Below are 1,875 nucleotides of genomic sequence, written 5' to 3' on the forward strand. Positions count from 1 at the left end.
GCCACGCCGCTCCTGGAAAATCACGGTGGCCCTTACCTTTACCGGGGCATTGGGGGGCAGGATGTCATGGGACACAAAATTGGCCACATCACTGTTCCCGTTCCATTCGATTTCCCCTTCGATGGGCTGGCCGTTATGGAGCACTTTGTACTCTTTGAGCAGGATCCTGTAGGTTTTTACCCCCTGGTCGTCCTCAAGTTCAAAAGGCCTGTTGATACGCATGTTAAAAGTGGTCTGCGGTACGGTAAAGACGTCCACGCCCTGGCTGTTGCCGCCCGGGGTAATATCCGAGATCACCTTGACCCCGCCCAAGGGGGCACCGCCGACAAGCTCGCACTCCTCGCCCAGTTCGATCTTAAAACGGAAACGCCCCTTGACGATCCCCAGCACGTTGAAATGTCCGCCCAGATAGCCCCGGAACCAGGCCGGGTTGGGGAGTTTGGCCTGCAGGAGCACTGCGGCCCCGGCCTTGATGATCGGTATTTTCTTCCGGATGAACAATAATTTGATCTTGATCCCGAGTTCCCCCTGGAGGTAGGCATAGGACTGTCCGTTGGCGTACCAGCCGTCGATCCCGATCTGCCCGCTGCCCTTACAGGCCGCTTCCCCATAGTCCTTGAGCATGATATCAAAGCCCAGCCCGGCCTGAAAGCGCGCATAAAAGACAAGGAAGGTCATGTCCCCGGTATCGATACTGAAATCCATGCCAAAAGCAAAGCCCCGTCCTTCCCCTAGGGCATTAAGGTCCCGCATATAATCGAGACTTTGCAGATCAGTACCCAAAATCTCTGCGACTATAGACGGTGGTGGCGGACTTCCCGGAATTTTATCTCCAATCATTAAATACGAGGTCGACTGGATCCTGAAATTCCCCAGACCAAGTTTAAGCCCTACACGGTCCTTTGGGGTCCCCACATGGAGGTACCAAGAATCTCTGGCGGCATGGAACACTGCCCAGCCGGCCCGGCCCCGGGGGCCCACGCCCTGGAAGAACCCGCCCGGGGTGTTGACATAGATTTCCATTTCGCTATGGAAAACATGGTTTTTAAAGTCCATCTCCATGGAGAAGTTGGCATCGATCCCGACATCAAAGGTGAGCCCTTCCTGTGGAAAGGCCACCTTGCTGTACTCGGTCAGGTTGCTTTCTTTTAAACGTTCCATGGCACCACTCCCGGCCCCAAGGCTGTTGACCTTGTCCTCCAGTTTGGTGAGGCGGTCCTTGAACTTATCGCCGAATTTAAAGTCCAGGGCCTTGACGATATGCCCTTCCCCGAAGAACAGCACCCGGTTCAGCCCGCCGTGGCGGTTAAAGGCCATTTCAAAGCCCACCTTCCCGTTAAAGGCCTTTTCATTGGCCAGGGCAAAACCTACCATGGCCCGAAAGCCCAGACCGGCCTCCCCATCAGGGATGTAGTCCAGTCCGGAAGGTGCCTGGGGAGAAAGCACCACGGCATCCCCATCGTATACGGGCATGGATGAAGGGCTACGCCGGGACATACGGTAATAGGCACCCCCGCCAAAACCATTGACAATGGCCGGGCCTATATATACTTTAACCGCTGATTGTGACAGGTCGGCATAGGCATCCACATACCAGTACCGGAAATCCTTTTTACCGAACCAGGCCGAGGCGCTGACCTTTACCTGATTAAAATCGGCCGAGAGCTGCCCATAGAACCCGTCCCCATAAACCGGGTCGTCGTCTTTTATATCGACAAAACCTTTAAGTTTAATGGTCCCCAGGTCGGCCCCGATGGCAATACGGTCCAGTTTCAGGCGGTCAAAATTCCATCGGTGGTAGCCATCCTTTTCACTGAACTTCCCGACCAGGGCCAGGGAAGTGCCCCCCGAAAAACCTTTTTCCATCATGTTGAT

1 pseudogene is annotated in these 1,875 nt (G+C 55.0%); it reads right to left on the reverse strand.

What is annotated here, in order from left to right:
- A pseudogene (locus OOZ15_RS19795) lies at positions 1–1,875 on the reverse strand (hypothetical protein); the annotation flags it as partial.

Origin of the sequence: Galbibacter kalidii (assembly GCF_026241135.1) — a bacterium.
Classification (GTDB): Bacteria; Bacteroidota; Bacteroidia; order Flavobacteriales; family Flavobacteriaceae; genus Galbibacter.